Genomic DNA, 24,974 nt, shown 5'->3' on the forward strand with positions numbered 1-24,974 from the left:
ACCACCTTTCCCCCGCAGTTCGGTGGGGCGGCAAAAGGAAAGCGCCTTAATGGGCAGGCTAGGCGCCTTACTTCGCCCCACTTGGAGGCCCTATGCAGGACCTCCACAGGGGCACTATAAAGCTCCATTATGCTGTGAGCGACTTATGAAAGGATTGTTTTTCAGAGCTTTATTGTCCCACCGCTCAGCGGGGGGAAGGTGGTGCCGTAAGGCACCAAAGGGGGGAAGCCACCGAAGGTGGCTCATCATCGTAATGCCAATCAAGCCCTATGACACCAAAAGTAAATCCCGTAACGCTGACTTTATAAGCATTGCCGCAGAGCGGCAATCCGCAACCCTCGGCCTGAAAGGCCGTCAAACTTAAGAACCCTTGGGCCGTAGGCCCATCCATCTTAATAACCTTATTCATTATTTCGTCTTTACTATCATGACGAAGGCGATCCTTCCATCCTTATATTCCACGGTGAGGGGAATGGAGAGGAGGAAGGAGAGTTCCCGGGCTATGGAAAGGCCTATGCCGTAGCCTGTCTTTTTGCTGTTGTGGGATTCGTCGTTTCGATAGAACCGTTCAAAGAAGCGGCTGTAGTCCAGGTCTTTGCCGTCTTTGTAGTCGTTGGATACGGAGAGGCGGAGGGTGTCTTTCTTTTTTCCCTTTTCTGCCGAAAGGAGGATGGTGCCGCCATCGTCGCAGTATTTCACTGCATTGTCCAGAAGGATGTGGAGGATTTCGGAGAGGTATTTTTCATCGCTTCTGGCAGTGAGTCCATCTTCTGCGGAAAGGGTCAGTTTCTTTCCCTGGTCTTTGGCCAGAAGGTCGAAGTCCTCTTTCAGGCGGGCAAACATATCCTTCACAGGGAAGGAGAGGAACTGGAGCTGGGCCCTGGTGGCTTCGCCGGCTTTGGAGAGGAGGATGAGGTGGCTGATGAGGCCGGACATGCGGCGCACCTGTTTGATAATGCCCTCGGTCCACTGGTTTTTGCCGTTCATCATTTCCATGGCTTCTGCGTTCACGGAAATAATGGCCAGCGGTGTTTTCAGTTCGTGGCTGGCGTTGGTGATGAATCGTTTCTGGTTTTCCAGGTTCTTGACGAAGGGGGCGATGGCCCGCTTGGAGAGGAAGGCGAAAATCAGGACGTAGAGGATGATGCAGAAGAAACCGAACCATACGGAGTAGGAGAGGAAGGTGTGCACGTCGGAGAATTCACGGGTGCAGTCCAGAATGACCAGCAGGGTGGAGCCGTCTTCAAGGGTGGTTTTCATGAAGCCGTAGCGGGCTTTATTTTTCTGCAGAAAGCCGCTGCCCGAGGGGGAAGCAAGGGCGATTCTGGCAAATTCCACGGCCTGTTCTTCAGAGAAGGCTACAATGTTTTTTACGTTGACTGCGGTGATGCGGCCGCTGCTGTCCAGTCGAAGGGAGAAGTAGCGGGTCTGGTAGGCAAATTCCGGTGTATCTTCCGGCCAGGTGATGCCGGGGAAGAAGTCTTTCCCCCAGGAGGCAGTATCGGAAGGATGGTAGCGGGAGGGCATGGTGCCTCCGTTCTGGGTGATATAGGTCATGGTGTCCAGGCAGTGCTCCCGCATGGCGTAGAAACCCATCATGTTGATGAGGCCCAGGGCGCCGGCCACGATAATGAATATGGCCAGGGTGGCCAGAAGGATGAACTGGCGGCGCAGTTTTTTGATGAGGTTCATGGCTCCTCCCGAAGGGTCAGCTTGAAATCTTTTCCTTCTTCCCCGGTAATGGCCAGGTCAGAGTTGATGGCAGACAGTTTTTCTCTCAGGTAGGAAATGTAAATCCACACCACGCTTTCATCTACTCCTTCTTCTCCGCTCCAGATTTTCTGGAAGATGTAGGAGGTGGAGAGGGTTTTGCCGTTATGGAGCATGAGGAGTTTCATCAGTTTTGTTTCCTTGCCGGAGAGGCGGATGGAGTTATGGGCGGAAAGTTCCTGCTCTTCCGTGTCCAGACTGGTGGAGCCGGCGGAAAGGGTGGAGGGGGTGAAGTCTTTTCCTCTTCTGGTGAGGGAACGGATACGGGCCAGCAGTTCTCCGATGGCAAAGGGTTTGGTAAGGTAATCGTCGGCACCGGCGTCCAGGCCGGTAATGCGGTCATCCACTTCGGATTTGGCGGTGAGCATGATCACCGGCGTTACATCACCGGCTGCGCGGACTTCCTTCAGGGCGGTGATGCCGTCTTTCACGGGCATCATAATGTCAAAGACCATGCAGTCATAGTTGGTGCGGGAAGCCAGATCCACGGCCACCGCCCCGTTTTCTGCCCAGTCCACATCGAAGCCCTGGTGTTTCATAATGGCTATCAGCACGTCGGCCATATCTTTTTCATCTTCAGCAAGCAGTATACGCATAGGTTCTCCTTTATTCTTAATGTTCCTGACGGATAAGGTTCCGGATGGTCTGCATGGACAGGTCGCAGGAGGCCAGTTCATCGGCGCAGCGCTTCAACTCCCGTGTAATCATTTCCGGATTTTTGATGTTTTTCTTGTACTTCATCTGGTGTTCCAGACTGGCCCAGGAATCCATGGCAATGGTGCGAAGCTGGATTTCCACGAAGAAATGGCCGGGATTGTTGCCTTTCACGTCTTCCAGGGGCGCTTCCAGCCGGGCGATGAGGTGGTAGCTGCGGTAGCCGTTGGGTTTGGCGTTTTTGATATAGTCTTTTCCCTTCACAATGGTGCAGCCGGGAAGGGAGCGGATGAAATCGATATTTTCATAAATGTCATTGAGAAAACAGCATACGATGCGGATGCCGATGGCATCGTGAATGTCATAGAGGGCAGAAGAGGGAGTTTCCGGAAGGTTTTTCCTCCGGCACTTGTCCCGCATGCTTTCTTCCGATTTGATGCGGTAAATCAGGTGTTCATAGGCTGCTTCTCCCGTTTCCTCCTTTCGCTTTTCGCTGAAATCTTCAATCTGGGAAACCAGGGAGTGAAGGACTTGGGGCAGCGCGTCCTTCCAGGCGCCGTATATGGATTCGTTCATGGGAATGTCTCTTTCTTAAAAATAATATTCTATATTATACCATGAAAAGAACAGGAAATTATAAATTTCGGCCTGTGGTCAATTCCAAACTGACGTTATTTAGGCGGTCAGCAGGGCACGCAAAAAAGCCATGGCAGGAGCCATGGCTTTTTCACTGAGCTGTTTATTTCTTTTCAGCTGCTTTTCTTGCTTCGATTTCCATATCGTAGGATTTCTGGATACGGACGTAGTTTTCGCGGCGCTGTTTTGCGTCTCTTTCTGTCTTTTCGAAGAGTTCTTCTGCTTTGTCAGGGAAGAGTTTGGCAAGGGATGCGAAACGGACTTCGCCCATGAGGTATTCCCGGAAGTTTCCTTTCGGTTCCCTGCTGTCCAGATGGAAGGGGTTCTTTCCCTGTTCCAAAAGGGTGGGGTTGTAGCGCCAGTTGCACCAGTAACCGCATTCCACCGCTCTCTTTTCTTCTTCCGAAGATTTGCCCATGCCTGCTTTCAAACCGTGGTTGATGCAGGGCGCATAGGCGATAATGAGGGACGGTCCCGGGTAGGCTTCTGCTTCGCTGATGGCTTTGAAGGCCTGGTTCATATCAGCACCCAGGGCGATCTGGGCTACGTAGATGTAGCCGTAGGAAACGGCGATCATGCCCAGGTCTTTCTTCTTGGTCTTCTTACCGGAAGCTGCGAATTTGGCAATGGCAGCAGCCGGGGTGGATTTACTGGACTGTCCGCCGGTATTGGAGTACACTTCGGTATCCAGTACGAGGACGTTCACGTCTTCGCCGGAAGCCAGTACCTGGTCCAGACCGCCGAAGCCGATATCATAGGCCCAGCCGTCGCCGCCGAAGATCCACTGGGATTTCTTGACGAAGTGATCTTTCAGGTCCAGCAGTTCTTTGTATTCCGGATGAGCGGCCACTTCTGCGGTGAGGGCTTCTTCCAGTTTGTCTGCTCTGTCTCTGGTGCCGTTTCCGACGTCCTTCTTGTCCAGCCATTCTTCGATGGCATTCTTTACGGTGTCATCGGCAGATGGGAGAGCTTCCTTCAGTTTGCCGGTGAGGCGGTCCCGAAGTTTGGCTTCGCCCAGATGCATGCCCAGGCCGTATTCTGCGTTATCTTCAAAGAGGGAGTTGGCCCATGCCGGTCCCTGGCCTTTGGCATTCTTTGTGTAAGGCATGGAGGGGGAGCTGGCTCCGTAAATGGATGAGCAGCCGGTGGCATTGGCAATCATCATGCGGTCGCCGAAGAGGCGGGTTACCATGTTGATGTAGGGTGTTTCGCCGCAGCCTGCGCAGGCGCCGGAGAATTCGAAGTAGGTCGGTTCGAACTGGGCGCTCCGGAGGTTGCCTTTACCCAGCGGGTTCTTGCGGGCCGGCAGCTTCATGGCGTAGTCCCAGAGGTTCTGCTTGGACAGCTGGGTTTCCGCAGGCTTCATGACGAGAGCCTTCTTGGGAGCCGGGCAGGTGTTGGCGCAGATGCCGCAGCCATAGCAGTCTTCCGGATCGATGATGATGCGGAATTTCAGGCCTTTTACGGGGCCTCTAAATTCCTTCACAATGAATCCTTCCGGTGCTTTTTCTGCTTCTTCTTCTGTTACCAGAACCGGACGGATGGTGGCATGGGGGCATACCACGGAGCACTGGTTGCATTCGATACAGTTTTCCGGAATCCATTCAGGAATATTGATGGCAGCAGCAGGGCGTTCGTACTTGGAAGTGCCCGAGGGGAATGTGCCGTCTTCCAGACCTTTCCAGGTGGAAACAGGGAGATCGTCCCCTTCCTGGCGGTTCATGACGTCGCACACGTTCTTGACGAAATCAGGACGGGCCACTCTGGCAATGGAGCCGCCGGTGGTGGCATGTTCCCAGGAAGCCGGTACTTCCACTTCTTCCATGCCGGTCATGCCTGCATCTACGGCGGCATTGTTCATGTCTACCACGTTCTGGCCTTTTCTGCCGTAGGATTTTTCATTGGATTCCTTCAGGTACTTCACTGCATCTTCGTCGGGAATGATGTGGGTGAGGTGGAAGAAGGCAGCCTGCATGATCATGTTGATACGGCCGCCGAGACCGATTTTCTTGGCGATTTCAAAGGCATCGATAATGTAGAATCTGGCGTGGAGAGCAGCGAGCTTCCGCTTCATGGCAGCGGGCAGTACCCGTTCCAGGTCTTCTTTTCTCCAGGGGGAGTTCAGAAGGAAAATGCCGCCGGGCTTGAAGCCGCGGAGAAGGTCGTATTTATAAATGTAGGACGGACGATGGCAGGCAATGTAGTCAGCCTTGCGGATAAGGTATGGTTTCCTGATGGGGTCTTCGCCGAAGCGGAGGTGGGAAATGGTGACGCCGCCGGATTTCTTGGAGTCATAGGCGAAGTAGCCCTGGGCATAGAGGTTTGTATGGTCGCCGATGATTTTGATGGCGCTCTTGTTGGCGCCTACGGTGCCGTCACTGCCAAAGCCCCAGAATTTGCAGGAAACGAGCTTGCCCGGCATTTCCGGTACCGGCACCGGCGCAAGGGAAAGGCCGGTTACGTCGTCGTTGATGGACAGGGTAAAGTTATGGCGCGGTGTTTCTTCTTTCAGGTGTTCATAGACGGCCATAATATCTTCCGGAATCACGTCCTTGGAACCAAGGCCGTAGCGTCCGCCGCATACCTTGATGGAACGGCCGGAGGAAGCGATGGCGGAAACCACATCCAGATAGAGCGGTTCGCCGATGGCACCGGGTTCACGGGTACGGTCAAGAACAGCGATTTTCTTCACGGTTTCCGGAATCTGGGAGAGGAAATGTTTGACAGAGAAGGGGCGATAGAGATGGACATTTAAGACGCCTACTTTTTCGCCGTGAGCGTTCAGGGCATCGGTGACATCTTTGCAGATATCGGTGACAGAGCCGATGGCGATGACGATGCGGTCAGCATCGGGAGCACCGTAGTAATCGAAGAGGTGGTAGCTTCTGCCGGTGAGTTTGCTGATTTTGTCCATGTAGTCCTGGACAATGTCAGGCAGTGCATTGTAGAAGGGGTTGGCTGCTTCGCAGTGCTGGAAGTAGACATCCGGGTTTTCTGCAGTGCCGCGGATGACCGGATGGTCCGGATTGAGGGCACGGGCACGGAATTCGGCCAGAGCCTTCTGGTCAATGAGAGGAGCCAGTTCATCATAGTCCAGGACTTCCACCTTCTGGATTTCATGGCTTGTACGGAAGCCATCGAAGAAGTTGATGAAAGGTACCCGTCCTTTGATGGCAGCCAGATGGGCAATGCCGGCCAGGTCCATGATTTCCTGGGCATTGGCTTCTGCCAGCATGGCGCAGCCGGTGGCACGGGCACTCATGACGTCCTGGTGATCGCCGAAGATGGAGAGGGCATGGTTGGCCAGTGCGCGGGCAGCGATGTGGAATACGCCCGGCAGCAGTTCCCCTGCCACTTTATACATGTTCGGAATCATGAGGAGCATCCCCTGGGATGCGGTATAGGTGGTGGTCAGAGCACCGCTCTGGAGAGAGCCGTGAAAAGCGCCGGCAGCGCCGCCTTCGGCCTGCATTTCCACAACGTGAACCGTATCGCCGAAAATGTTCTTCTTTCCGTGGGCGGCCCATTCATCTACCGATTCCGCCATGGGGGAGGAAGGGGTAATCGGGTAAATAGCAGCTACTTCAGTGAAAGCGTATGAAATATACGCTGCGGCTGTATTCCCATCCATTGTTTTTACTTTTCTCACAGAATCAACAACTCCTTTTTGCGAAAAACAGACGCTCTGCTTTTCTTTGAAAATACCTGCAGGATATGGAAGAAGGAAGGCTCCTGCTGCCAGAGCAGGTAAGGCAGAAATCCGGAAGGGACATCCCTTTTTCATCACGTTCTCTTGCAAGATGCCTGGAAATTATGTACAATAGTTCTATGATAAATATGCATAGATGTCCGGACTTCGTTCTATACAAATCAAGAAGCACTGTACATGCAGGCTGCGCCCTGATAGACACATCACTATTATAGGATAAAGTCAATCTTTTCACAAGGGAAGCGGATTCATTGACAGAATTCTCATTTCTGCGAAACAGGATTTTATGAATGATTCCCGGAATTCATGACAGAAATCGCCTTTCTGTCAAAACCAATGGACAGGAGGAAAGAAGAATGGACTATCGTCATCTGAAATATTTCATGGAAGTGGCAGAGCAGAAAAGTTTCAGCAAAGCTGCCAGAAATCTCCATATTTCCCAGTCTGCCATCAGCCGTATGATTAAATCGCTGGAAGAAGAGCTGGGTGTCACCCTCTTCATCCGGAATGCCAAGACTGTGGAAATCACAGCACCGGGCACCATTTTCTACAATTATGCCAAACGGTGCCTCTTCGTTTTTGAACATTTGAAATCAGATTTTGAAAACGAATTCAACCTGAAGCAGGATACCATTGAAATCGGTCTGCCTCCCATTACGGATGCTCATGTATTTGCCAAGCTCTTAGGTGAATTCAAGCGCACCTATCCCCAGATTGCCATCAAACTTTATGAACACGGCTCCAAAGTCATTGAATCCTCTGTGCAGGAAGGCATTATTGATGTAGGCATTATCTGCACCATTCCGAATAAAGATTTCGAATCCTTCTTCCTGTCGGAAGATGAAATGTGCGTGGTTATGCCGAAAGGGTATCCTCTGGAAGAAAACAGGGAGGTTCCTATGAAACTTCTGGCGGACTATCCTCTGGTGCTGTACCGGGATGATTTCAACCTTCACGATGATATTCTGACCAACTGCAAGAAGATCGGCTTCACCCCGAAGGTGGTCTTTGAAACAAGCCAGCGCGAACTGATGCTGCAGACCGTAGCCAGCGGCCTGGGCGTAGCCATCCTGCCTTCCCGTCTCTGCCCCGCCAACAGCGAAGACAGCCGGGTGGTGACCAGGGTGATGACAGAACCCAGAATGACCCATCACCTCTACGCTATCTGGAAAAAGGGACGGTTCCTCTCCAGAGCAGCCCGCCTGTGGATCGAATTTACCAAAGATCATCTCACCATGCTGAATGATGACAAGAAGCTGGACGATGAGATGAGGAAATAAGAACTGCCGTGAAACAGTGGAAAGAAAAACTGGACTGGGAGAGAAATCGCCCCTTCTACCTCATCATGGCCGTTCTTCTGGCCATGGTGGTGTACCAGCAGTTCCTGATTACGGATCTTCAGGAACGGATGATGAACATAGAATCTTCCTCCTACGATGACCAGCTGAATGATATCCGCTGGGAAGCAGAAACGGCCCTTTCTGAAAACAGGGAACAGGAGAAGGATATCCTCCAGCTCCAGAAACATTCCGCCACCCAGAACTGGCGGCTCATGGAAATGGAATGGGACACCTACGGGAAATAAGGGAAAAGCGGCACTGCCGGCGCAGGGCCGCTTTTTTCATGACATAAAAGGGGCCGTTTCTGTGGTATAATGAAAAAAGCGCTGAGTCATTCATGAGCCTGCTCTTATCTGGCTTTACAGGAACTTTTATGCCCCGGGGCTGCGGGATTTCAAAGAGAGCTTTACTGGTCCCTTTTCCGATAGAACATAAACATCCGGGAAAAGCAGCCTTTGCATCAGGCCGTTCTGACATGCCAAAGCGATGGAGGTTATTTATTATGTTCATATATAAGAGAAGAGTTAAATTTTATGAAACCGACGGTATGCAGGTGGTGCACCATGCCAACTACCTGCGCTATTTTGAAGAAGCCCGGGTGGAGTACCTGCGGGAAGGAAAGCTGGACCTCACAGAGCTCATGGACGAAGGCATCGTATTTCCCATTGTGGAAGTGGACGTCAAGTACCACCAGAGCGCCCGGTATGACGAAGTGCTCCTGATTAAGACCTATCTTCGCAAGGTAGATCGGGCCAGACTTGTTTTCGAATACGAAGTGGTTTCTGAAAAGTCCGGCGCCCTGCTTACCACGGGCCACACGGTGAATACCTATACGGACATGCATACAGGCCGGATTGTGCGGCTGCCGAAGGAAAAACTGACAGCCCTCATTGATCTTTCCAAAGGGGATAGAGAATAATGGACAACAGACCGATTGGTATTATGGATTCCGGCGTAGGGGGCCTCACAGTGGCCCGGGTGCTGCATGAGAAATATCCCAAAGAAAGCATAATCTTTCTGGGAGACAGCCTCCGCAATCCCTACGGCGAAAGGACAAGAGATGAAATCGCCCGCTTTGCCGGGGAAATCAAAGATTTCCTTATCAAAAAGAACGTAAAAATGATCATCATTGCCTGCAACACCATTTCTTTCAACGTGTATCCTTCCTTTCTGGAAGGGCCGGTGCCGGTGGTGAAGATGAGCCTTGACATCACCCTGCCGGAAGGCACGAAAAAGGCGGGCATTTTTGCGACGCCTGCCTCCATCAGAACCCATGCCCACAAGAAATATGTGGAAAAGAAATTTCCTGAAGTGGAATGGGTGGAGGTGCCCTGCGACGGTGTGGCGGCTGCCATTGAGCAGGGAAAAGATGAAAATTTCATTTCTGCCCTTGTGCAGAAGGCGGCAAAGGAGTATCATGCATTAGGTATAGATGCCGGCTACTGGGCCTGCACCCATTATCCTCTGGCGCCATCTGCTTTTGCCAGAGTCTTTCCGAAGGTTCCTTTCATTGACCCGGCCCTGCCTACGGTGGAAGCGGGAATGGCCATCCTTCAGAGAGAGGACAGGCTGGCAGAAGGGAAAGACAGGGATGAATTCTATTTCACCGACGGCCTTGCCCATGCAGAGCCTCTGGTGAAACGGCTTTTTGGCCCGGCAGCTGTGGAAAAACAAATCTTGTAGGAGAGTGAGTAAAGAATGTTGTTGCTTGTTAAAATTGCGGCAGTGATCGTCCTTATCATCTGCCTCGGCTTCATTGCCTACTGGGCGGTGGCTGTCATTAAGGGAGACTGCGTCCTTCGCATGCTGAAATCGAAACGGACGCCCCTGAAGGTGGAGTCCATGGATATGCGTCATGTGCGCCTGTCCTTTACCATCCCCATCAAAAATGTGGGAAAACAGCTGGGCACCATTATGGATGCCTTCGTCCGCATTTACATTCCCTTTGAACAGTATGACAAGGCCAGAGTTACGGGGCACCTGACCGATTTTGACGTGCCAAGGCATGACGACTACTGGCAGGCCTTCATCCTGGATCCCGGAAAGGAAAAGAAATTCCTCATCACCCTGGACATCGACGGCAAAGGCCAGAGCATCCTCCAGGACCTGGAAACTTTCCCGGAATTCGGCATGGATATCATTTATCAGGTCGTAGCAAGAAGTGACTACTACTATGCCAAGACAAGAGTTGTAATTACCAGGGAAGAGCTGCAGAATGCTCTCTATGAATATACTTCGGAGGTGAGAAAATAATGGCAGAACTGAAGCTTGTTCCTATCCATACCAGAATTCTCACCCATCATGACAACATTGTGGATGCCATCCTGGAATATGCAGGAGACCAGATTACCGATCATGATATCGTATGCTCCGCTGAATCGGTGGTAGCCATCACCCAGAACCGCTACGTCCGTCCGGAAGAACTGAACGTATGCTGGCAGGCAAGACTGATGAACCGCTTTGTACCGTCCGCCGGCTCCATGGCCAGCATTTATGGCATGCAGGCAGCCATGGACGAAGAGGGCAAATGGAATATGCTCTTCTCCTTCGCCCTGGGCGCTGTGGCTAAGATTTTCGGTAAAAACGGCGTATTCTACGCCCGCTGCCGCCAGGCTTCCCTCATTGACGATGTAACCGGCACCATGCCGCCTTTCGACAAATGCCTGGTTTACGGTCCCGCCGACACAGACAATGTGTGCGAAAAAATTAAAAAAGCTACCGGCGCCTACGGTGCCGTCATTGCCGATGTAAACGATCTGAAACGGGCCGCTGTCCTCGGCAGGAGCAAGGGCCTCGATCCGAAAAAGATTGCCAAAATCTTGATCGACAACCCCTTCGGCAACGACAACCAGAAAACACCGATCGTCATTATCAAGAACTTCACCGATGTGATGGAAGGCAAATAATAGGGATCTGCGAATGAATACAGCCTTGTGAAAATCAGAAAAAGGACTTTGGCCCGAAGGGGTACAAAGTCCTTTTTCTGTGGAGATATAAAAGGTAAGCCCGTAACGCAGGCTTCTTTCCCAGGCTCATCTGGGTACATATGCTTCATGCCTGACCGAAATGGATCCAGGCGAAGTATTCTGCTTTCTCTTATAAATCCCATGAACCTGATGGTGCTTGGCGGCCTTTCTTATCCATGAAAGAATTCGATAATCTTATGGATAGCCAGGGCCATGTGGTCCGGATTCTGGAAGGGGTGGTTGGCGCCTTCCACGGGAATGAATTCAATGACGTTGTTTTCAGCAAAGCGGCGGGATTCTTCAATGGGAATCATTTCATCCTTTGTGCCGTGGATAATGAGCATGCTGTCAGCAAAGTCGAAGTATTCGTGTTTCATGACGTCAAAACTTTTCAGGGAATCGAAGAAGGACTGATCCACCTTCATTTTCCTTTCAAAGCCTACGGATATTTCCTTGCCTTTGCGCAGTTTGTTTTTGTCATCTTCCGACAGGTAGCTCATCATGGACTGATACATGCAGACCGCCGGGCAGCGGAGGGCGATTTTGGTGAAAGGGTCCCCTTTTTCGATGAGGTAACGGAGTGTCAGATATCCGCCGAAGCTGGAAGAGTAGTTATATACCCTTTTTGCTTTCATCACTTCTTTGGCGTATTCCGTGACCAGGGTAAGGTAGGTGAGGCATTCATCGATGGTCAGCTTTTTTCTGGCGTCCATGCCGTGGCAGGGCCAGTCAAAGGCAATCACCGCAAATCCTTTGTACTTGGATGTGAGGTGTTCTCCGAAATGCAGGGTGCCTGCCGTTTCTTTGCTGCTGCCAAAGCCATGGGTGACGATGACTACATCGTCAAAGGTCCTTGTGCTTTTGTCATTATCATTCACAATGAGGCGGCTCCGAATGCTGAAGCCGCCGCGGTTGATATCAAAATGCTTTTCCATGGTATCGCTTCTTTCTGTAAGTTCTGTTTAAGGAAAATATAACATAAAAGTGGACCGGCGGGCTAGTGTGTTAGTGAGCTGGTGGGCTGGTGGAGGGGCCAGCCCCAATCCTCAGTCCACTGTCACACTATCCCACTAGCCCACTAATACACCATATGTGGTAAGATAGATGGAGAATACGAGGTGGTTATGATGGCTTACAGGGAAGCGGAGCTGCTTGCCATGGTGGAGAAGGATGTACTTCATCCGGATCTGCTTTTTACGAAGGATTATATAGAAAAGGATGGGGTTACTTCCGATACCGGAAAACGGTATGAGGAGGTGGTGCTGTCATGGCTTCTGGCCCATGGAGACAGTCTGGTGAAGACGGATGAAAACTGGTCCATGTACAGGACGGCAGTGAGAAGAGCGTCGGAGGAAGGGGGCCGGCTGATTGCATCCATTCTTGGACAGAAGGATTTTGCCCGGGGCGTGGCTCTGGATATGTCCATTCATATCAAGGACAGTCAGGCCGGGGAATGGGGCCTGTTTCCGTTGGCCTCCATGGACAGGACGGGCCGGGTGCTCACGGTATATGATGTGAGACAGGAGGGAGAGGCGGAAATGCCTCTTCACCGGCTTCTTCGGGTGTGGTCATGGAAGGAGTCGGTGAACCGGCTCACCCTGGCGTCTATCCTGGAAAGAAAGAGTCCCTTTGTGCTGAAGGCGGCGGTGCTTGTGACGGGTTCTTCCAATGAGAGGTACGGCAGTTCCCAGAGGCGGTCCATTTCCCTGCCTCTTCAGCGGCTTTCTGTGCTGCTGGGGGTGTCTGAGCTCTATGCGTTCCACGGTATCCATCTGGCTCCTGTGAATCCGGGGCTTCCGCTCTATGGACAGTATTCGAAGGCAGAGCTCCTGTCTCTCATTGAGAAGGACGGTGCCCATCCGGAGTCTTTGTATCAGAAGGAATACATCAACCGTCGGGGCGTTACCTGGGATACGGAGGAGCCCTACTGCCAGGTCCTGGGGGACTGGCTTCTGAATCATCGGGATATCTGGATGACCCTTCCCCGGGGCATGTACCGCTGGGTAGAAGGGGCGCGGGCGGAAAAAATTCTGAAATCCGGTTTCTGGGCTCAGGCAAGAAAGCAGAAGGTGCTGCCGCCCTTTGGCCGGGTGCTTCCGGATGATCTGGTTTTTCTGGGAAGCCGTTTCCAGCAGGTGGGCCGTCCAGCCATGATGGTCCATGATATGTCCGGTGAAGGGAAAGATGCGGTATCCCTGGTGCGGATACTGGAAACGCCGGAGTCTTCCGATACCCTTCTGGGAGCGGTGCTTCGTGCATTTACCCATCTGGTGGTGCTGGATGAGGAGAAGCTGCTGAAAGATATGAAGCTGCCTGAGGGTTCCCATATAGAAAGCCGGATTCTGCTGGAAAGGGGAGAGGCCCAGACGGACAGTTTCCTTCGGGACCTGCCCTGCCTTTCCGAACTGATGAAGGCCATGGGGATCGGACTGGTTATGGTGGAAAAGGGATATGAAGCGCTGTGGTAGGATTTCCTGCCCGAAAACAGTCTTTCTTTTGCCACCAGGAAGCAAATCATTTATAATAACAGATAAACCTTATCTGTTCGAACAGATTACATTTCCCGGGGATCGGGCTTCCTTGCCGAAGCAGCTCTCCGGCAAAGAAGGAGACGGCACATGGGATTTTTTGACAAGGGACATGAAAAAGAGAGCCCCATCGGTAATTTAAGGGCTCATATCGGTACGTTCATGTATTTCGTAAAGGTGGGTAAATCCAAATTCAAGCATAAGGGCAAAGTGGGTGAAATCTTTGCGGATATGGATAATACCCAGTATCTTTTCCAGCAGGCCACTTCCGGCACCATGTATGACATGAAGAAAAAGCTGGATTACACTCTCTGGGATGCAGCCACTCACAAATACACCGAGGATATCCAGAAGCTGAAGGATGAGCTCCTGAAGGCAGTGGATGAAGGGGAAGAAAGCGGCGAATTTGCAGAGGAAAAGAAAGTAAAGGAAATCGAGGCCGAAAAAGCGGAAGAAGAAAAGAAGGCTGACGCCGAAGAAGAACCGGGCAGCTGGAAGGCCCACATCAAGGGCCAGATGGAGGAGGCGGAGGAAAAAGCCCGGAAGGAAGCGGAAGAAAAGGAAAAAGAAATGGAAACGCCGGCAGTGGAAACGGAAGAGGAGTCTTTGACGGAGGAAGACTGCCGGGAGCTGTGGCGTATCATCCAGGGACTGGAAAGAGAGTATAAGGAAATGAACAGCATTGCCGATGACTGGTTTTCCGTCCACGGAAAAAAGACGGGATGCATGGCGGCGCTGGCGGCCATGACCCTCCTCCCTCTGGGGGCGGTGTACGGACTGTATCATCTGTTATAGTGAGCTGGTGGGCTGGTTCTGATGCCTGAAAGTTTAACAGTCTAACGGTCTGATAGCTTCTGCCCAACATAATTTTTACTTGTATTTACCCTCTTTTCTATGATATGATTATTTCAGAAAAATTGTTTCGGGGAGGTGACATCATGTCCAAACATATCGTTACAATCAATCAGTCTTCTCTGCAGGACTCCATTAAGTTTGAAGGCTGCAGTGAATGTCAGACTTCCTGCCAGTCTGCCTGCAAGACAAGCTGCACCATCGGCAACCTGATCTGCACGACTCAGGAAGAAGCCAAGGAAGCAAAGAGAGCCTGATTTTACGGCCCAGCCCCCGGCCCTAAGGCCGGGGGTTTTTCTATTTCTTCTTTGGAAGGTACAAGGATTGTAATTGGCGGCTCACGAAAGCCGCAATGAAAAGGAGATTATTCATGGATTATAATGTAAAGCCCATGATTCATCGTTTTCGTCAGAATGGCATGAACATTGTCATGGATGTCAACAGCGGCATCGTTCATGTGGTGGATGACGTAACATATAAAGTGCTGGAATTTTATAACGGGAAAAATCGGGACATGGTCCTGGCCAATCTGTCCTCTTCCTATGATGAGAAAGAACTGAATGAAGTGATGGATGACCTGGATGAACTGATTCGCAAGGAAGTCCTTTTTGCTCCCATGGATCCCAATTATAAAATGGCCATTGAGGACAGGCCCATTATCAAGGCCCTGTGCCTGAATATTGCCCATGACTGCAATCTCCGCTGCAAGTACTGCTTCGCAGGCCAGGGGGGCTACGGCCAGTGGCGCATGCTCATGCCTTTTGATGTGGCAAGGCGGGGCGTGGATTTCCTCATTGCCCACAGCGGCCCCAGGGAACATTGCGAACTGGATTTTTTCGGCGGCGAACCGCTCATGAACTGGCATGTGGTACAGCAGACCATTGATTATGTACATAAGCAGGAAAAGAAGCACCACAAGAAAATCAAAATGTCCCTGACCACCAACGGCATGCTGCTGGATAAGGAGAAGGTGAAGTATCTCACCGATAACCATATCAGCCTGATTCTGTCCCTGGACGGCAGAAAGGAAATGCATGACCGCATGCGGCCTGATGTGAACGGAAATGGCACCTACGATCAGATCGTAAAGAATCTTCAGTACTGCGTGGCTCACCGCAACGGGGAAGAATACTATGTGCGCGGTACCTTCACCAGGTACAATCTGGATTTCACCACCGACGTGGAGGATATGCTGGACCATGGCTTCCCGGCAGTATCCATGGAACCGGTGGTAGGGGAGGATACGGAATCCTATTCCATTAAGGAAGAGGACCTGCCCCGGGTGAAGGAAGAGTATGACCGCCTGGCCCAGCTCTTCATCCGCCGGGAAGAGGAGGGACGTCCTTTCTTCTTCTTCCATTTCAATATGGATCTCTGGAAGGGCCCCTGCCTTCCCAAACGTCTCCGCGGCTGCGGCGCCGGCCATGAATACCTGGCTGTGGTGCCGAACGGCGACATTTATCCCTGCCATCAGTTTGTAGGCCGGGAAGGCTATGTGCTGGGCAATGTGTACGAAGGGCTGAAGAATATGAAGATGATGCACGATTTCCGCACCAACCATGTATTCACCAAGCCGGAATGTGTGGACTGCTGGGCGAAATTCTTCTGCTCCGGCGGCTGTCATGCCAATAATGAGGCTTTTGCCGGCGACATCCATAAGCCCTATCATATTACCTGCGAAATCCAGAAGAAGCGCGTGGAATGCGCCATGATGATTCAGGCTTACAATCAGCTGAAAAAGCCAAGGGTCATGGCTCAGCCCGGCTCTTTTGAAGCTAAAAGAGAAGCGCAGGAAAAACTGCAGTAACGAAAGAAAAAAGACCGCCAAAAGCGCGTGAAAAAGGGGTTTCTGTTTGCACAGAGCCCCTTTTTAATTTATAATATTCTTAAGTGCAGGCAAAATTTGACAGCTCCTTAGAGCTGAAAAGAAATTGATAACAGGTTCTGAAGATGGATTTTCGTCAAAGGAGGATTCACTGATGAAATTAAAAAGACTGGCAGTCTGTGCGCTGGCGGCATGCATGATCGGCACCGGCGCCATGATACATGTAGATGCATTCAGCCTGGGCAGTGTCCTTGGCGGTGTGGCAAAGGTAGGAGGCATAGGCTTCCTTGTTTCGAAATATGGAGAATCAATTAACAGCGCCATCAACTCGGTGATGATGAAGGAAGGAGCCGGCACAAACTACGCCACCAAGGTGGTGCCTATTGTGAGTATCGGCAACAGCGGCTATATCGGTGCTGCCCAGGTCATCGGCGATGCGGACCAGGTAGAGAAGGTAAAGGCTGTGGGTCAGCTGGAAGTCAGCTGGAACGACAAACTTTTCCGTATCAAAGGCCTGATTCCCATGGACAGTGTCAATCCATCTTCCTTCAGCCGTGTGCAGGGAGTGGGCGTATCTGCAGTGATTGACGTACGAGTATAACGGAGGGTGATACTATGATAAAGAAAGCAATACTGGCAGCAGGAATTTCCCTTTTATGCCTGGCACCGGTTTATGCGGAAGAACCGGCTACCTTGACAGACCGGATTGACCGGGTGGACGAAGTCATTTACGGCAGTGCCCAGGACGGTTCCTTGATCAGCCGGGTGGACAATGCGGACAATCTGATTTATGGCACTGGAAATTCTTCAGCCAGCGGTCTGGACAACCGGATTACCAATCTTTACACCGATGTGGTGAAGAGCGATAACGATGCCCAGCCTTCCATCGCCACCAGAGTCAATGCCATGGAATATTATCTGACCGATGAAATCAAGTCCGATTCCCTGAAAACCAGAATCGGGGATCTGGAAACCAAGGTATACGGCGCAGAAAAGAAAGGTGCTCTGGATCAGCGGCTGGCCAATCTGGAAAAATCGGTCTACGGTGACCAGCATTATGAAATGAAAACGGTGGAGCTGCCGGCCAATACAGTATTCAAGATTTCCTTAAACGATGATGTAAGCAGCAAGACGAACCAGGTAGGCGATCCGGTAACCTTTACGGTACAGGAAGATGTAAGTGTGGGTAATGTGCTGGTCCTGCCCAAAGGTTCCCAGGGAAGCGGCGTGGTGACTAAGGTGAGCCGCCCGAAAAGCTTTGGCAGAAGTGGTGCGCTGGACGTATCTTTTGACCAGGTTTTCTCTGTAGATGATGAAGTCATTCCTACCGTACTGGGACCGGAAGCTAAGGAAAAGCTGAAAATGGAAGCCGCTGCCGTAGGTGCATCCACCATCGGCGCCCTGGCCCTGGGCCCCATCGGTCTGGTGGGCGGGTTCTTCGTGAAGGGCAAGGATGTGAGCCTCCCGGCAGGGAGCACTCTTTACATTGAAACCCAGGAAGCCGTCACCACCAAGGGCCTGGAACTGACCAATGGTGCGCCCAATGCGGTGATCCGGAAACGGGTGGTACGGTCTGCAGCAGCCACTGAAGAAACGACGGCTGCCGCTTCGGACAATGAAGTCAAAGAGACCGCTTTACCGGCAGAAGCAGAGAAAAAGGCAGGAGCTGAAGTGAAGGAAAAGGCAGAAGCGAAGGCTGAGGAATCGGCCTCTGCCATGAATGAAAAGGCGAAGGCGGAATTGGAATCGGTACGGGAAAAAGATACGGAAAAGGATGCTGCCAAAGCAGCAGGTTCCAGTGAAGAGACGCCTTCTGTAGTGATCGTGAGAAATGATTAAATGAGGAAAATATACTTAAAACTGCTGGCCCCTCTCCTCTTCTCTTCTCTGCTGGCTATGCCTGCAGGAGCGGAGGAACCGGAGGGCTTAGGAGAAGAAGCGGCGGAACCGGAAACTTCCTCTTCTGCATTGGTCTTTGATGCCAAAGGGGTAGCCCGGCCGGTCACCTCTTACGAGGCGGCCGAAGCAGCGGCATCCAGAGATAAAAAGGATACAGCCAAAGCAAAAGACAAGGACAAAAATAAAAATAAGGATGGTCAGGAAGAAACGGCAGCAGACAGCGGGATTTCAGCAGAAAACCCCATGTATGTCACTGCTGACCGCATGCGCTATAACGATACCACCGGCGACGTGGATGCCATGGGGAAAGTGGTGATCCGGCACATGCTTGACACCTACCAGACAGAATATGTATATGGCAATTCCATTGCCCAGAAATATGTGATACCGGGAGAAGTGCACTGGGTCAATCCCACCACCCGCTTGAAGGCGGAAAGGGCCGATTATGACGGGGCTAAATCCATAGGCCGTTTTGAAAAAATGGACGGCTGGGAATCAGGAACCTATTATTTCAAAGGTGCCAGCGGCGTGTATGACCGCATCGCCAATAAACTGGTGGTGGAAAAAGGGTATTTTACCACGAAACATGCTGTAGCCAAAGTACCGGATTATCGGATTGAGGCGGATTCCATCGATATTTACCCCAATGACCATTATGTGGCTCACAATGTGAAGCTCATGGCGAAGAATACCACCCTCATTACTCTTTCCAGCTATACCGGTTCCCTCAAGCGTGATGACAGTGAAGTGAGTCTGTGGTCTCTGATTCCACGCCCTGTTTTTGACAGTGATAACGGCATGGGACTCCATAATGAAATCACGGTGCCCCTGGACCATAATCCGGACCTGGCCTTTTATATGAAGAACCGCTGGTACACCAAATCCGGCTACAAACCGGACATGGGCGTACGCTACCGCACCCCTTTGGGTACAGCCCGCTTGCGCTATGCAGAGGAGGAAAGCTCCACCAATGATGACGGCGGTATCTGGGTAAAGAAGAGACCCTCCCTGGAATTTGATACAAATCATTTCTATCTGGGGAAATCCCGTTTCTATACAGGAGCCCACGGGGAATGGGGCTACTGGGATGAAGACCACGGCGGCAGACACCCCAAGGGAGCCTATAAGGGCTTTGACCTTTATATTTCCGGCGATCCCTGGAAACTGGGGAAATTCATGAATTTCAGCTGGAAGGCAGGCTATGCGAAGGATTACTACAGTTATTCCAACAATATCCGCCGCAACAGCTATTACTCCCTGGGTCTTTCCGGCGGCTACGGTCCGCTGGCATCCTGGATCTACTATACGGACCGTGATCTGAAAGGCTACACTCCCTACTACTACGACAGCTACAGCAGTGAAAAACCGCTGAGCCTGGGATTCCGCTGGCAGGCCACCAGACTGGATGCCTTCAGCCTGGCCTGGACCATTGATACCGTGAACGGGCGTCTGGATCATCGGTACTGGACCTACTACAGGGATATGCATTCTTTCTATGCCTGGATCCGGTATGATGATATTGAAAAGGAAACCCGCTTCATGATTATGCCGAAGGACTTTAAGTTCTAAGGGACATAGTGTTACTGGTGAGCTGGTGGATTCTTCTTTATAAGATGGTTCTGTCTCTTTGGGAAAGGAGGAATCCCTATGGCCATACAGCGCAGATGGATTCTTCCTTTAGGCGCCCTGGCGGCGGTGGGCCTTACCCTTTGGGGCATTTACGGCGTGGGCACTGCAGGCACACTTCTTCCTGAAAAAAGGGCTGCCTCTTCTCCTGTGGAAGTTCTGCCGGAGGAAGAGGATGGCCTCTCCCTGAAATATGATGCTGCCCTCCATCGAAGGGGAAAGCCCTTGCAGGATCCTTTTCATGCCGATGCACTGGTGCCTGTAGAAAAGGGAAGGCCGCCGCTTCCGGTCGTAGAAGGAAGGGAAGAGGCCCCTGGCGGAAAGGCGCCGGAGCTGAAGAAAAAAGAGACATCCTCCGCCTCGGGGCTTCCGGTGCTGAAAGGAGTCATGGCTTATGGCTCTCAGCGGAGGGCCCTTTTGGAAATGGACGGAACTTCCATAGTTGTAAAGGAAGGAGAGAGGGCAGGTCCATGGGACGTATCGGACATTCAGGACAGAAAAGTGACCCTTGTTTCCGGAGGAAACAGTCTTACCTTGACCATACGTTAAGAGGGAGCAGCATTCTTTTATGCTGCGCCCTTTTTGCCTGTGTTCCTCTGGGGCTGGAGGCCAGGGAAGAGTCCTGGGACCGGCCCGTTCATGACATGGTGGCCGAGGAACTTTCCGGCGGCATGCAGCCATCCCCAAGGGAAGAGGCGCCTTCTGCCGTCAGAATTACTCCGTCTGCCAGGCGGGATTTCAGCCTCCATGTAGCCGGCGCTCCGGCCATGGAAGTCATCCGCACCCTGGCGGAAATGACAGGAAAGAACCTGGTATTTTCAGGAGATTTGACGGAAACAGTGACAGCCAGCCTGGACCATGTGACTCCGGAAGAAGCGCTTTCTTCCATCCTTGCCTCCTGCGGTCTTTCGTCCAGAACTGAAGGGTCCACTCTTATTGTATTCAACAGCCGCCTGGAAAAGAATGCGGTGTCCGGCACCCGGGCGTTCCGCCTGTCCTATGCCAATGCAGAGGAAGTGGCCATGGGACTGGAAAAGGTGATGGACAAGGGAAAGGTTACTTTCAGCCCTTCTGCTAATACGGTCATTGCCAGCGGCACGCCCCGGGAGCTCATGCAGGCGGAAAGTCTGGTGAAAGCGCTGGATGTGCCGGAAAAACAGGTGAAAGTGGAAGCGGAAGTGGTGGCTGTTAATAAAAGCTATGCCAAAGACCTGGGCATTGACTGGGATTTCAAAAGTCTTACAGGCAGCGCTTCCTATGACCGGGACAGCTGGAGTGAACAGCACTATGTTACCGATGACAGCGGCCACATTCTCTTCGACAGCGACGGCAATCCAAGGGTCAGGAATATAGAAAGAAACGGGTGGGATGTGACCATTCCCGACGGGTATGCCGGTATTTCCTATGGCCGGTCTCTTACAGGCCATCCCTATACCTTTTTCTTTCAAGCCAAACTGAATGCCCTGGTAACCAGGGGGAAGGCGAAAGTACTGGCCCGGCCCAGCGTGGTGACCATGAACGGCAGGGAAGCGGAAATCCTCATAGGCAGCCGCATCCCGGTGATTGTGGAACATATGGAAAACGGGGTCAAAACCACGGCGACAGAATACAAAGATGCCGGCATTAAACTGACCTATACGCCTATTATCAGCAGAAATGATGAAATCACTGCCGATGTTCATGCGGAAGTGGCCACGCCCTACCTGGTGCCGGAAATGAAGGCCTATCGCATTATTACCCGCTCCGCCAACACCATGGTGCGGCTGCAGTCAGGCGACATGCTTACCATTGGCGGACTTATCGATAAAGAACAGGCCAGAACCATGAGGAAGGTGCCGATTCTGGGAGACATTCCCTTACTGGGCCGGCTCTTCCAGAGCCGCAGTACGTCTACGGAGGAATCGGAAATCGTTATCGTCATTAAGGCAGATATTGTGAAGTAAATAGAAGAGCTATAGTTTCTGATTGCCCGGGGTCTGAACTCTTTTAAACCTATGAATCCTTTTATATACAAGTGAGAAAGAAATGGCAGTTTTAAAAATCAGCGGATTATCAAAATCCTTTGGAATCAAAACAGTTTTTGAAAACGTTTCCTTCGAAGTAAGGAGCGGCGAACGAATCGGCCTTGTAGGTGCCAATGGCGCCGGCAAGACCACTCTTTTGAAGTGCATTATGGGAGCGGAGGAAGCGGACAAGGGCTCCGTGAAAGCCAGTGATGGCGCCATTATCGGCTACCTCCGCCAGGATTTCAACTACACCAGCCATACCATCCGGGAGGAAATGGAAGATGCCTGGAAAGATGTGCTCTATTACAAGGACCGGATGGAGACCCTGGCCAGGGAGCTGGAAAGCAGTAAAAGCGATGAGAAACTGGTGGAAGCCTATGGCCGTGCGGAAGCCCGCTTTGAATTTCTGGGAGGCTATGACTATGAATCCACCACCCGGAAAATTCTGACAGGCCTGGGCTTTTCCGATGATGACTGGGACAGGGATATCCATTCCTTCTCCGGCGGGCAGAAGGTGAGAATCAACCTGGCCGCTGCTTTTGTGCGTCATCCCGATTTCCTCCTTCTCGATGAACCGACGAACCATCTGGACATGGGCATGCTGGAATGGCTGGAGGAGTACCTTCGCTCCTACAAAGGCGGTATCCTCATGATTTCCCATGACCGCTATTTCCTGGACGGTGCAGCTACAGGAATCATTGATCTGGAGAATCACCATATCCGTTCCTTCCGTGGCGGCTATACCCGGTATATGGAAACGAAGGAAAACCAGGACCGGGCCTATGAGAAAGCCTATGAAAAACAGCAGGAACATATCAAGGAGACTGAGGAATACATCCGCCGCTACAAAGCAGGCATCAAAGCCAAGCAGGCCAGGGGGCGTCAGTCCCAGCTGAACCGGCTGGTGAGGCTGGAGAAACCGGTGCACCAGGCATCCCTTCGTTTCCATTTTGACCCGCCTCAGGAATGCGCAGATAAGGTGCTCGATGTGCTTCGGGTAGAAGGATCCTATGGCAGCCATATTCTTTTCAAGGATCTCACTATCCATATCAAAAAGGGAGAAACAGTGGGACTCATCGGTCCCAACGGCGCAGGCAAGACCACCATCCTGAAAATGATTACGGGAGAGAAGAAGCCTGATACCGGTTTTATCCAGCTGGGCAATAATGTGAAAATGGGTTACTATTCCCAGGAACAGGAACGACTCCATCCGAAGCTCACAGTGCTTGACGAAGTGCGGGATACATTCAACTTCGGTGAAAAAGAAGCCCGTAACATTCTGGGCATGTTCCTCTTCCGTGGAGATGACGTATTCAAGACGGTAGGCATGCTTTCCGGCGGCGAAAAGGCCCGCCTGTCCCTGCTCTGCCTGTTCCTGGAAAAACCGAATTTCCTCATTCTCGATGAACCGACGAACCATCTGGATATTCCCACCAGGGAAATCATGGAAGATGCCATCGAGGCCTTTTGCGGCACCTGCCTGGTGGTATCCCATGACCGCTATTTCCTGGATAAAGTGGCAGACCGGATTCTGGAGCTGGATCACGGAAAGCTCACAGAATACCTGGGCAACTACAGCTACTACAAGGAAAAGAAACAGGACCTTGAGGCTTTTGAAAAGGACAGGAACGGTAAAGAGGAAGAAGAAGAGAAAGAGACGGAAGAAAAAAAACGGGAAAATGAGCACCAGGTGAAAACCGAGGTTTCCGCCGCCGATGTATCCAAATTAAGTCATGTGGAAATGGAAATCGGGCGGCTGGAAGCAACTATGAAAATGTACACGGTGCAGATGAGCATGAATCCTGAAAATTATGCAAAACTGGCCGATGAGTATGAGGAAGCGAAAAAGAAGCTGGACAAGCTGTACGCGAAGTGGGACGAACTGGCGGAAAAGACGGAGTCCTGAATGCTCACGGGTAAGGGCAGTCAAAAAAATCCTGAAAAGCAGAAGCTTTTCAGGATTTTTTGATTGCCCTTTTACCCCACCAGATTCAGAAGGGCCAGCACAATGGTGCCGGGGACTCCGAAGAGGGCTACCACAATGCCATGCATGGTGGTAAGGGTCATATGGGTGATTCCGATGGTATTCAGCAGCCAGAAGAGAAGACCGCCCATAATGATATTGCCGATGATTTTTTTCACAAACCGGGCAAAGAGGAAGAACGCCACAATGATGACGATGACACTGGTAATGCCATATCCGCCCAGGGCGCCTAAAGATTCAATCATGGTATCAGATTTCCTTTCTGTTTTCCACGGCTCCCGCCAGGGTGATGCCGTCAGTATAGCCTACGGCGCCGCCGGCAGGAATGCCCCTGCCGATGCGGGTGACTTTGATGCCCGACGGTTTGATGAGCCGGGAAAGATAGTAGGCCGTGGCTTCACCTTCCGTATCCGGATCCGTGGCAATGATGACTTCTTTCACATCGTTCTTCTCCAGCCGTTTCAGGAGTTCCTTGATTTTCAGCTGCTCAGGACCTATGCCGTCCAGAGGGGAGAGAACGCCGTGAAGAACGTGGTACAGGCCGTGGTATTCCTGACTCTGCTCCATGGCGGTCACATCCTGGGGCTGTTCTACCACGCAGATGATGGAATGGTCACGGCGGTCATCACTGCAGATGTCGCAGGGGTCCGAGGTGGCCAGATTGCAGCAGGTAGAGCAGTAGCATACCCTGCTCCTGGCATGGCGGATGGTATCCAGAAATAGATCCACTTCCTCCTGGGGACGTTCCAGCATGAAGTAAGCCAGACGGCGGGCGCTTTTTACGCCGATGCCGGGAAGCTTTCTGAACTGCAGGGCTACTTCTTCCAGATCTTTATTCATCAGAACATGCCGCCGGGAAGGCCCAGGCCTCCGGTGACCTGGCTCATGCTCTTCTGTACCATTTCATCGGCTTTCTTGCCGGCTTCGTTGACAGCGGTGGTGATGAGGTCTTCCAGCATTTCCGGATCTTCCGGATCGATGGCATCTTTAGCGATTTTCAGTGCGGTAATCTGCTTTTCACCGTTCATGGTGAGGGAAACGGCGCCGCCGCCTACGGATACGTCAACGGTCTGTTTCTTCAGTTCTTCCTGCTTCTTCTGCAGTTCTTCCTGCATTTTCTTCGCTTTTTTCAGCATGTTCTGCATCTGTGCTTTATTTCCAAACATAATGAATCCTCCT

At 51.7% G+C, this 24,974-nt stretch carries 24 protein-coding genes; 16 read left to right on the forward strand and 8 right to left on the reverse strand.

Going from position 1 to position 24,974, the window contains the following annotated elements:
* Window positions 1-408: 408 nt before the first annotated feature.
* From HMPREF9453_RS07990 to nifJ, 4 genes are all read right to left on the reverse strand, one after another.
* Window positions 409-1,692, reverse strand: coding sequence for a sensor histidine kinase (locus HMPREF9453_RS07990; protein WP_008860042.1), 1,284 nt, complete (start codon window positions 1,690-1,692; stop codon window positions 409-411).
* Window positions 1,689-2,366 (reverse strand): response regulator transcription factor, encoded by a 678-nt coding sequence (locus HMPREF9453_RS07995; RefSeq protein WP_008860043.1) that lies wholly within the window; start codon window positions 2,364-2,366, stop codon window positions 1,689-1,691. The genes HMPREF9453_RS07990 and HMPREF9453_RS07995 overlap by 4 nt, the downstream gene beginning before the upstream one ends.
* A 16-nt stretch (window positions 2,367-2,382) precedes the next feature.
* Window positions 2,383-3,000 (reverse strand): GTP pyrophosphokinase, encoded by a 618-nt coding sequence (locus HMPREF9453_RS08000; RefSeq protein ID WP_008860044.1) that lies wholly within the window; start codon window positions 2,998-3,000, stop codon window positions 2,383-2,385.
* Window positions 3,001-3,163: 163 nt separating this feature from the next.
* Window positions 3,164-6,691, reverse strand: a complete 3,528-nt coding sequence (gene nifJ, locus HMPREF9453_RS08005; RefSeq protein ID WP_232217341.1) for a pyruvate:ferredoxin (flavodoxin) oxidoreductase — start codon at window positions 6,689-6,691, stop codon at window positions 3,164-3,166.
* Window positions 6,692-7,125: 434 nt separating this feature from the next.
* On the opposite strand from nifJ, the gene HMPREF9453_RS08010 reads away from it, so the two are divergent.
* From HMPREF9453_RS08010 to HMPREF9453_RS08035, 6 genes are all read left to right on the forward strand, one after another.
* A complete protein-coding gene (locus tag HMPREF9453_RS08010; RefSeq protein WP_008860046.1) occupies window positions 7,126-8,049 on the forward strand; it encodes a LysR family transcriptional regulator in 924 nt (307 codons plus the stop codon).
* 8 nt (window positions 8,050-8,057) lie between these two features.
* A complete protein-coding gene (locus HMPREF9453_RS08015) occupies window positions 8,058-8,354 on the forward strand; it encodes a hypothetical protein (RefSeq protein WP_008860047.1) in 297 nt (98 codons plus the stop codon).
* 257 nt (window positions 8,355-8,611) lie between these two features.
* Complete coding sequence (locus HMPREF9453_RS08020) at window positions 8,612-9,028, forward strand: acyl-CoA thioesterase (RefSeq protein ID WP_008860048.1); 417 nt, start codon at window positions 8,612-8,614, stop codon at window positions 9,026-9,028.
* Window positions 9,028-9,792 carry a glutamate racemase gene (locus tag HMPREF9453_RS08025; RefSeq protein ID WP_008860049.1) on the forward strand — a complete coding sequence of 255 codons (765 nt, stop codon included), beginning with the start codon at window positions 9,028-9,030 and terminating at the stop codon, window positions 9,790-9,792. Before HMPREF9453_RS08020 ends, HMPREF9453_RS08025 begins: the two co-directional genes overlap by 1 nt.
* Window positions 9,793-9,807: 15 nt before the next feature.
* Entirely contained in the window at window positions 9,808-10,362 is a 555-nt protein-coding gene (locus HMPREF9453_RS08030; protein ID WP_008860050.1) for a hypothetical protein, read from the forward strand.
* Entirely contained in the window at window positions 10,362-11,015 is a 654-nt protein-coding gene (locus tag HMPREF9453_RS08035) for a coenzyme F420-0:L-glutamate ligase (RefSeq protein WP_008860051.1), read from the forward strand. The genes HMPREF9453_RS08030 and HMPREF9453_RS08035 overlap by 1 nt, the downstream gene beginning before the upstream one ends.
* A gap of 230 nt (window positions 11,016-11,245) precedes the next feature.
* Here the strand turns inward: HMPREF9453_RS08035 and HMPREF9453_RS08040 are convergent, their stop codons facing one another.
* Entirely contained in the window at window positions 11,246-12,010 is a 765-nt protein-coding gene (locus HMPREF9453_RS08040) for an alpha/beta hydrolase (RefSeq protein ID WP_008860052.1), read from the reverse strand.
* Between the two features lie 189 nt (window positions 12,011-12,199).
* Here HMPREF9453_RS08040 and HMPREF9453_RS08045 point away from each other — a divergent pair, with 189 nt between their 5' ends.
* From HMPREF9453_RS08045 to HMPREF9453_RS08090, 10 genes are all read left to right on the forward strand, one after another.
* Window positions 12,200-13,543: a hypothetical protein gene (locus HMPREF9453_RS08045; RefSeq protein ID WP_008860053.1), complete on the forward strand. Its 1,344-nt coding sequence runs from the start codon at window positions 12,200-12,202 to the stop codon at window positions 13,541-13,543.
* A 150-nt stretch (window positions 13,544-13,693) separates the two neighbouring features.
* The gene (locus HMPREF9453_RS08050) at window positions 13,694-14,398 is read left to right on the forward strand and encodes a hypothetical protein (protein ID WP_008860054.1); all 705 of its coding nucleotides are present in this window, start codon (window positions 13,694-13,696) and stop codon (window positions 14,396-14,398) included.
* Window positions 14,399-14,541: 143 nt separating this feature from the next.
* Window positions 14,542-14,712: a six-cysteine ranthipeptide SCIFF gene (gene scfA / locus HMPREF9453_RS08055; RefSeq protein ID WP_008860055.1), complete on the forward strand. Its 171-nt coding sequence runs from the start codon at window positions 14,542-14,544 to the stop codon at window positions 14,710-14,712.
* A gap of 113 nt (window positions 14,713-14,825) precedes the next feature.
* Complete coding sequence (scfB, locus tag HMPREF9453_RS08060) at window positions 14,826-16,262, forward strand: thioether cross-link-forming SCIFF peptide maturase (RefSeq protein ID WP_008860056.1); 1,437 nt, start codon at window positions 14,826-14,828, stop codon at window positions 16,260-16,262.
* A 172-nt stretch (window positions 16,263-16,434) separates the two neighbouring features.
* The gene (locus HMPREF9453_RS08065) at window positions 16,435-16,881 is read left to right on the forward strand and encodes a hypothetical protein (RefSeq protein ID WP_008860057.1); all 447 of its coding nucleotides are present in this window, start codon (window positions 16,435-16,437) and stop codon (window positions 16,879-16,881) included.
* Window positions 16,882-16,895: 14 nt separating this feature from the next.
* Window positions 16,896-18,119, forward strand: coding sequence for a hypothetical protein (locus HMPREF9453_RS08070; RefSeq protein WP_008860058.1), 1,224 nt, complete (start codon window positions 16,896-16,898; stop codon window positions 18,117-18,119).
* Window positions 18,120-19,748: an LPS-assembly protein LptD gene (locus HMPREF9453_RS08075; RefSeq protein WP_008860059.1), complete on the forward strand. Its 1,629-nt coding sequence runs from the start codon at window positions 18,120-18,122 to the stop codon at window positions 19,746-19,748. It abuts the gene before it with no gap.
* Between the two features lie 78 nt (window positions 19,749-19,826).
* Entirely contained in the window at window positions 19,827-20,354 is a 528-nt protein-coding gene (locus tag HMPREF9453_RS08080; protein ID WP_008860060.1) for a hypothetical protein, read from the forward strand.
* On the forward strand, window positions 20,276-21,748 hold the full coding sequence (locus HMPREF9453_RS08085) for a secretin N-terminal domain-containing protein (protein WP_232217342.1): 1,473 nt from the start codon (window positions 20,276-20,278) through the stop codon (window positions 21,746-21,748). Before HMPREF9453_RS08080 ends, HMPREF9453_RS08085 begins: the two co-directional genes overlap by 79 nt.
* A gap of 82 nt (window positions 21,749-21,830) precedes the next feature.
* On the forward strand, window positions 21,831-23,717 hold the full coding sequence (locus HMPREF9453_RS08090) for an ABC-F family ATP-binding cassette domain-containing protein (protein WP_008860062.1): 1,887 nt from the start codon (window positions 21,831-21,833) through the stop codon (window positions 23,715-23,717).
* A gap of 71 nt (window positions 23,718-23,788) precedes the next feature.
* Here HMPREF9453_RS08090 and HMPREF9453_RS08095 read toward each other — a convergent pair whose 3' ends face one another.
* Genes HMPREF9453_RS08095 through HMPREF9453_RS08105 form a run of 3 tightly spaced genes read right to left on the reverse strand, consistent with a single transcriptional unit; the run spans window position 23,789 to window position 24,961 of the window.
* Complete coding sequence (locus HMPREF9453_RS08095; RefSeq protein ID WP_008860063.1) at window positions 23,789-24,040, reverse strand: hypothetical protein; 252 nt, start codon at window positions 24,038-24,040, stop codon at window positions 23,789-23,791.
* Between the two features lie 4 nt (window positions 24,041-24,044).
* Entirely contained in the window at window positions 24,045-24,635 is a 591-nt protein-coding gene (recR, locus tag HMPREF9453_RS08100) for a recombination mediator RecR (RefSeq protein WP_008860064.1), read from the reverse strand.
* Window positions 24,635-24,961 (reverse strand): YbaB/EbfC family nucleoid-associated protein, encoded by a 327-nt coding sequence (locus HMPREF9453_RS08105; RefSeq protein ID WP_008860065.1) that lies wholly within the window; start codon window positions 24,959-24,961, stop codon window positions 24,635-24,637. The genes recR and HMPREF9453_RS08105 overlap by 1 nt, the downstream gene beginning before the upstream one ends.
* Window positions 24,962-24,974 lie beyond the last annotated feature (13 nt).

It is taken from the genome of Dialister succinatiphilus YIT 11850 (assembly GCF_000242435.1).
GTDB classification, from domain to species: Bacteria; Bacillota; Negativicutes; order Veillonellales; family Dialisteraceae; genus Dialister; species Dialister succinatiphilus.